This window comes from Sphingomonas sp. CCH15-F11 (genome assembly GCF_001557005.1).
Classification (GTDB): domain Bacteria; phylum Pseudomonadota; class Alphaproteobacteria; order Sphingomonadales; family Sphingomonadaceae; genus Sphingomonas.
Map to the genome: position 1 here is coordinate 1 of NZ_LSKG01000107.1, position 5,614 is coordinate 5,614.

General features: G+C 70.3%; 6 protein-coding genes and 1 pseudogene. 6 read left to right on the forward strand and 1 reads right to left on the reverse strand.

Features of this window, described 5'->3' with window-relative positions:
• Both AX709_RS09915 and AX709_RS09920 read left to right on the forward strand, forming a co-directional pair.
• On the forward strand, positions 1–561 hold a 561-nt coding region (locus tag AX709_RS09915), incomplete at its 5' end, for a tRNA (adenosine(37)-N6)-threonylcarbamoyltransferase complex transferase subunit TsaD (RefSeq protein ID WP_443026331.1).
• Positions 558–1,529 carry an NAD(P)H-dependent glycerol-3-phosphate dehydrogenase gene (locus tag AX709_RS09920; RefSeq protein WP_066549181.1) on the forward strand — a complete coding sequence of 324 codons (972 nt, stop codon included), beginning with the start codon at positions 558–560 and terminating at the stop codon, positions 1,527–1,529. The genes AX709_RS09915 and AX709_RS09920, both read left to right, overlap by 4 nt.
• 145 nt (positions 1,530–1,674) lie before the next feature.
• On the opposite strand, the gene AX709_RS09925 is transcribed toward AX709_RS09920, so the two are convergent.
• Positions 1,675–1,860: a DUF1674 domain-containing protein gene (locus AX709_RS09925; RefSeq protein ID WP_066477269.1), complete on the reverse strand. Its 186-nt coding sequence runs from the start codon at positions 1,858–1,860 to the stop codon at positions 1,675–1,677.
• A gap of 69 nt (positions 1,861–1,929) precedes the next feature.
• On the opposite strand from AX709_RS09925, the gene htpX reads away from it, so the two are divergent.
• From htpX to AX709_RS09945, 4 genes and pseudogenes are all read left to right on the forward strand, one after another.
• Positions 1,930–2,877 carry a zinc metalloprotease HtpX gene (htpX, locus tag AX709_RS09930; RefSeq protein WP_066549183.1) on the forward strand — a complete coding sequence of 316 codons (948 nt, stop codon included), beginning with the start codon at positions 1,930–1,932 and terminating at the stop codon, positions 2,875–2,877.
• Positions 2,878–3,031: 154 nt separating this feature from the next.
• A complete protein-coding gene (locus tag AX709_RS09935) occupies positions 3,032–4,315 on the forward strand; it encodes an RsmB/NOP family class I SAM-dependent RNA methyltransferase (RefSeq protein ID WP_066549185.1) in 1,284 nt (427 codons plus the stop codon).
• 42 nt (positions 4,316–4,357) lie between these two features.
• The gene (gene rpe / locus AX709_RS09940; RefSeq protein ID WP_066477276.1) at positions 4,358–5,020 is read left to right on the forward strand and encodes a ribulose-phosphate 3-epimerase; all 663 of its coding nucleotides are present in this window, start codon (positions 4,358–4,360) and stop codon (positions 5,018–5,020) included.
• A pseudogene (locus AX709_RS09945) lies at positions 5,017–5,614 on the forward strand (heparinase); the annotation flags it as partial. The gene rpe and the pseudogene AX709_RS09945, both read left to right, overlap by 4 nt.

The window sequence follows — 5,614 nt, forward strand, 5'->3', positions numbered from 1 at the left end:
ATCGACGATGCGGCGGGCGAGGCGTTCGACAAGACCGCGAAGCTGCTGGGGCTCGGCTTTCCCGGCGGGCCGGCGGTCGAACGCGCGGCAAAATCGGGCGATTCCGACATGGTGCCGCTGCCGCGCCCGCTGGTCGGATCGCCAGAGCCGCATTTCTCCTTCGCCGGGCTGAAGAGCGCGGTGATGCGCGCACGCGACGAAAATCGCTGGCGCCCCGCCGACATCGCTGCCTCGTTCCAGCAAGCCGTGATCGATTGCCTCATCGACCGCAGCCGCCGTGCCATCGCACGCGCCGAGGGGGCGACCGCGTTCGTCGTCGCGGGCGGGGTCGCGGCCAACCAGTCGGTCCGCGCGGCGCTGGCAGAACTGGCGGAAGCCAACGGCCTGCGCTTCGTCGCCCCGCCGCAATGGTTGTGCACCGACAATGCCGCGATGATTGCCTGGGCCGGGGCGGAGCGATTCGCCGCCGGGCTGACCGATCCGCTCGACACGCCCGCGCGTGCCCGCTGGCCGCTCGACCCCGATGCGGAGCACGCGCGCGGTGCCGGGGTCAAGGCGTGAGGATCGGGGTGATCGGCGGCGGTGCCTGGGGCACCGCGCTGGCGCAGGTGGCGGCGCGCGGCGACCAGCCGGTGATGCTGTGGGCGCGCGAGGCCGAAGTGGTGACTTCGATCAACGCCGCGCATGAAAATACGATGTTCCTGCCCGGCGTTACGCTGTCACCCGCCGTCGTCGCGACGGGGTCGCTGGATGATCTGTCCGGTGTGGACGCGTTGCTGGTGGTGACGCCGGCCCAGCATGTCCGCGCGACCGTTGCGGCGCTGGCGGTCGAGCGCACGCCGCTGGTGCTGTGCGCCAAGGGGATCGAGGCCGGCAGCCAGCTCCTGGTCGGCGAAGTGGCGCAGCAGGTGCACCCTGACGCGCCGATCGCGGTGCTGTCCGGCCCGACCTTCGCCCACGAGGTCGCGGCGGGCAAGCCGACCGCGGTGACGCTGGCGTGTGAGGCCGACGGCCTGCGCGATCGGCTGATCGACCGGCTCGCGGGTCCCGCCTTTCGCCTCTATGCCTCCAGCGACGTGATCGGCGCGGAGATCGGCGGCGCGGTCAAGAATGTCATCGCGATCGCGTGCGGCGTGGTCGAGGGCGCGGGGCTGGGGCTGAACGCCCGCGCCGCGCTGATCGCGCGCGGCTTTGCCGAAATGACTCGCTTCGGCCTGGCGCGCGGTGGCCGAGCTGAAACGCTGGCCGGGCTGTCTGGGCTGGGCGACCTGGTGCTGACCTGTTCATCGACCAACAGCCGCAATTTCAGCTTCGGCGTCGGGCTGGGTCGGGGCCGGGCAGCCTCCGAGCTGCTCGCCGACCGCCACACGGTGGCCGAAGGCGCGCATACCGCGCCGGTACTTCAGGCAGCGGCGCACGCCGCCGGCGTCGAGATGCCGGTGACCGACGCGGTCTGCGCGCTGATCGCCGGCGAGCCCGTCGGCGAGGTGATCGACGCGCTGCTGACCCGACCGCTCAAGGCCGAATAGCCCGAGCTGTACTTATCTCGTCACCTCGGGCTTGACCCGGGGTCCCGCCACCTGATCCGGCGCGAAGAACAGCGAGACCCCGGGTCAAGCCCGGGGTGACGGTTTTTGGCGATCGGCTTTGAACGTCGACCGTCAGTATCCGTTGTCAAAAATCGATCGCGATGCCCTTCAGCTCCCAGTCGCCATAGCGCACCGGATCCTTTTCCAGTGGATCGCTGTCGGGGCGCACCATCGGCTCGGGCTGGGGCACCGGCGGGCTCTTCGACAGATAGGCCGGCGGCTTCACATGCGCCGGGCGCTGGCCGGGACGGTTGCGGGTCGATGCGGTCATCCCCGGGGGCTCCATGATTGAAGAAAAATCGGTCCTTCCCCACATTGGTCGGCGAAGGAGTAGGTTCAAGTGAACGGTTTGAAGACGACGATGCTGCTGGCGGCGCTGACCGCGCTGTTCATGGCGCTGGGGCTGACGCTCGGCGGGCGCGGCGGCATGATCCTCGCGCTCGTGATCGCGGTGGGGATGAACCTCTTCACCTATTGGAACGCCGACAAGATCGTCCTCAAGATGCACGGCGCGCGCGAAGTCGATGACCGCAGCGCGCCCGAGTTCGTCGGGCTGGTCCGCGAACTGGCGACGCGCGCCGGACTGCCGATGCCGCGCGTCTATATCGTCGACCAGGCGCAGCCCAATGCGTTTGCGACCGGGCGCGACCCGGAGCATGCCGCGGTCGCCGCGACGACGGGTCTGCTCAACATGCTGAGCCGCGACGAGATCGCCGGCGTGATGGCGCACGAACTGGGCCATGTGAAGAACCGCGATACCCTGATCATGACGATGGTCGCGACGATCGCGGGTGCGATTTCGATGCTCGCCAATTTCGGGCTGTTCTTCCGCTCGGGCGATGGGCGCAGCGCGGGGCTGGCCGGGCTGCTGGCGGTGCTCGTCGCGCCGTTCGCGGCGATGATCGTCCAGATGGCGATCAGCCGGACGCGCGAATATGGCGCAGACCGGGCAGGTGCGGAGATCAGCGGCAACCCGCGCGCGCTCGCCTCGGCCCTGGCGAAGATCTCGCAGGGCGCGGCACGCATCCCCAATCCGGTGGCAGAGCGGATTCCGGCGACGTCGCAGCTCTATATCGTCCCCGGCCTCGCGCGTGGCGGCGACAGCCTGTTCTCGACGCACCCCGACACCGGCAACCGCATCGCCGCGCTGGAACAGATCGCTGCCGAAATGGGTGACATGGCGGCAATGACCGGCGGCGGCGGACGCCCGGTCCCCCGCGCGACCGCGACCAGCGTGCCGCGCACCCGCCGCCGCGCCAGTGCGCTCGATCCGCACCGGCGGGGGTGACGCCTGGGCGGCCGCGTGGACGTGATCGCCATGCTCGGCTAGGCAGCGGGTCAGTCTTCTCTCCGTTCGTGTCGAGCGAAGTCGAGACACGTGGCGCGCTTCTCGACTTCGCTCGAAGCGAACGGGCTGCAATGAAAGAGGTCTTCCCCCCGCAATGCCCAGACCCGTCCTGACCAGCGATCCGCCCGGTGTTCCTGCTCGCCGGGCGGCCTTGCGGCTGCTCGACGCGGTGCTGCGACGCGGTCAGGCGCTGGAGGCGGCGCTCGATCAGGCGGCGCGCCCGCTCAAGAAGCGCGAGGATCGCGCGCTCGCCCATGCCATCGCCGCCGAAGTGCTGCGCTACCTGCCCAATCTCGACGCGCTGATCGACCGCGCGACGCCGCGCCCGATGCCCGATGATGCCAAGGCGCGCTTTGCGCTGCGCATCGCGCTCGCCCAGTGGCTGCGGCTCGGCACGCCGCCGCACGCGGCGATTTCGACCGTATTGCCGTTGGTCGATGGCGGCCCGCGCAAGCTGGTGCACGGCGTGTTCGGCACGCTCAACCGGGGCGCGGCCACGTTGCCGGATGTGCCGAGCCTGCCGCCCGCCACCGCCCTGCGCTGGCAAGCGGCGTGGGGGGACGAGATGGTCGCTGCGGCATCGCGCGCGATCGCTGCGCCGCCACCGGTCGATCTCTCACTGGCGGTCGCCGACGCATTGCCACGCATTCAGGCGGCGCACCCCGGCGTCAGCCTGATGCCCGGTCACCTGCGGCTCGCCGAGCGAGGCAACATTCCCGACATGGAGGGCTTTGCCGAGGGCGACTGGTGGGTGCAGGACCTGGCGGCATCGTTGCCCGCGCGCCTGCTCGGGCGCGGCTCCGGCCCGGCGCTCGATCTGTGTGCGGCTCCGGGGGGCAAGACGCTGCAACTGGCGGCGGCGGGCTGGGATGTGACCGCTGTCGACATTTCCGAAAGTCGTCTGGGACGACTGCGCGAGAATCTGGAGCGTACCTTGTTGCGCGCATCGGTGGTCACCGCCGACCTGCTCGATTGGGCACCGCCCACGCCGGTGGCCGCGATCCTGCTCGACGCGCCGTGCAGCGCGACCGGCATCTTTCGCCGCCACCCGGATGTGCTGCACCGCGCCCGGCCTTCGCTGATCGCGGAGACCGCCGCGCTTCAGCAGCAGTTGCTTGCGCGCGCCGCGCAGTGGCTCGCGCCCGGGGGCCGGCTGGTCTATGCGACCTGTTCGCTGGAACCGGCCGAGGGCGAGGCGCAGGTCGAACGCTTCCTGGCCGACCATCCCGAATTCGCGGTCGATCCGGTCCGCGCCGATGAGCTTCCGGGCGGTGTCACCCCCGCGCCACGGGGCTGGGTGCGGGTGCTGCCGGGGATGCTGGCGGAAGAAGGTGGCGTCGACGGGTTCTTCATCGTGCGGCTGATGCGAAACGCGTGACGCATCGCTTGCCGGGCGGTGCCGGGATGCTAGAGACGCAACATGCAGCAACCCGTCCGCATCGCGCCATCGATCCTGTCCGCCGATTTCGCGCGACTGGGTGAGGAGGTTCGCGCGATCGACGCGGCAGGGGCGGACTGGATCCATATCGACGTGATGGACGGGCATTTCGTCCCCAACCTGACCATCGGCCCGGCGGTCGTGCGCGCGCTGCGTCCGCATTCGGCCAAGCCGTTCGACGTCCACCTGATGATCGCGCCGGTCGATCCCTATCTGGAGGCTTTTGCCGAAGCCGGCGCGGACTGCATCTCGGTCCATCCCGAATCGGGGCCGCACCTGCACCGTACGCTCCAGACGATCCGGTCGCTCGGCAAGCGCGCCGGCGTGGTGCTCAACCCCGCGACGCCGGTCGGCGTGGTCGATGAGGTGATCGACCTGATCGACCTCATCCTGGTGATGAGCGTCAATCCGGGTTTCGGCGGGCAGAAGTTCATCGAGAGCCAGCTCGCCAAGATCGCGGCGTTGCGCGCGCGCATCGACGCGAGCGGGCGCACGATCGACCTGGAGGTCGATGGCGGCATCGACCGGGCGACCGCGCCGCGCGCGATTGCCGCGGGCGCAGACGCACTGGTCGCGGGCACCGCCAGCTTCGCGGGTGGCCCCGCCAACTATGCCGACAACATCCGGGCGCTGAGGGCCGGGTGAACGATCCCGCTCCCGCCGGTCCCGCCGCCGACGGGATCGAGGAGGGCAAGCGGCTGGTCCGGGTGGGGGGCGATCATGGCCTGTCGCTCGCCGACCGGCTGGCCGAACGCTTTCGCTGGATCGCGTGGCGCACCCCGCTCCACACGCTGCGGCTGCGCGGGCGTTTTCCGCTCAAGCTGCTGGCGGTCGCCGACGATCCGTTTCTGGGCGATCCGCGCCGCGGCCAGGCGCTGCTCGACGGGATGCTCAGCTTTCGCGGTGAAGTCGTCAACCTGCCCGCGATCGACCTGGCGAAGCCGGCCTATTCGCCTGCATTTGCCGATTACCTGCACAGCTTCATGTGGCTGCGCGACCTGTCGACGGTGACGACGCGCGCGGTCGGCGCGCCGATCGCCGAGGGGCTGATGCGCAAATGGCTCGACGCGCATGGTGAGATCGTCGCCGATCCGGCGTGGCGCGCGGACCTGTGGGGGAAGCGCATCCTGTTCTGGGTGGCGCACGCGCCGCTGATCCTGTCGTCGACCGACCTCGTCTATCGTTCGCGCGTGCTGAACGGACTGGCGCGCGATCGGCGGTGCGGTCCAGGTGCCGGGC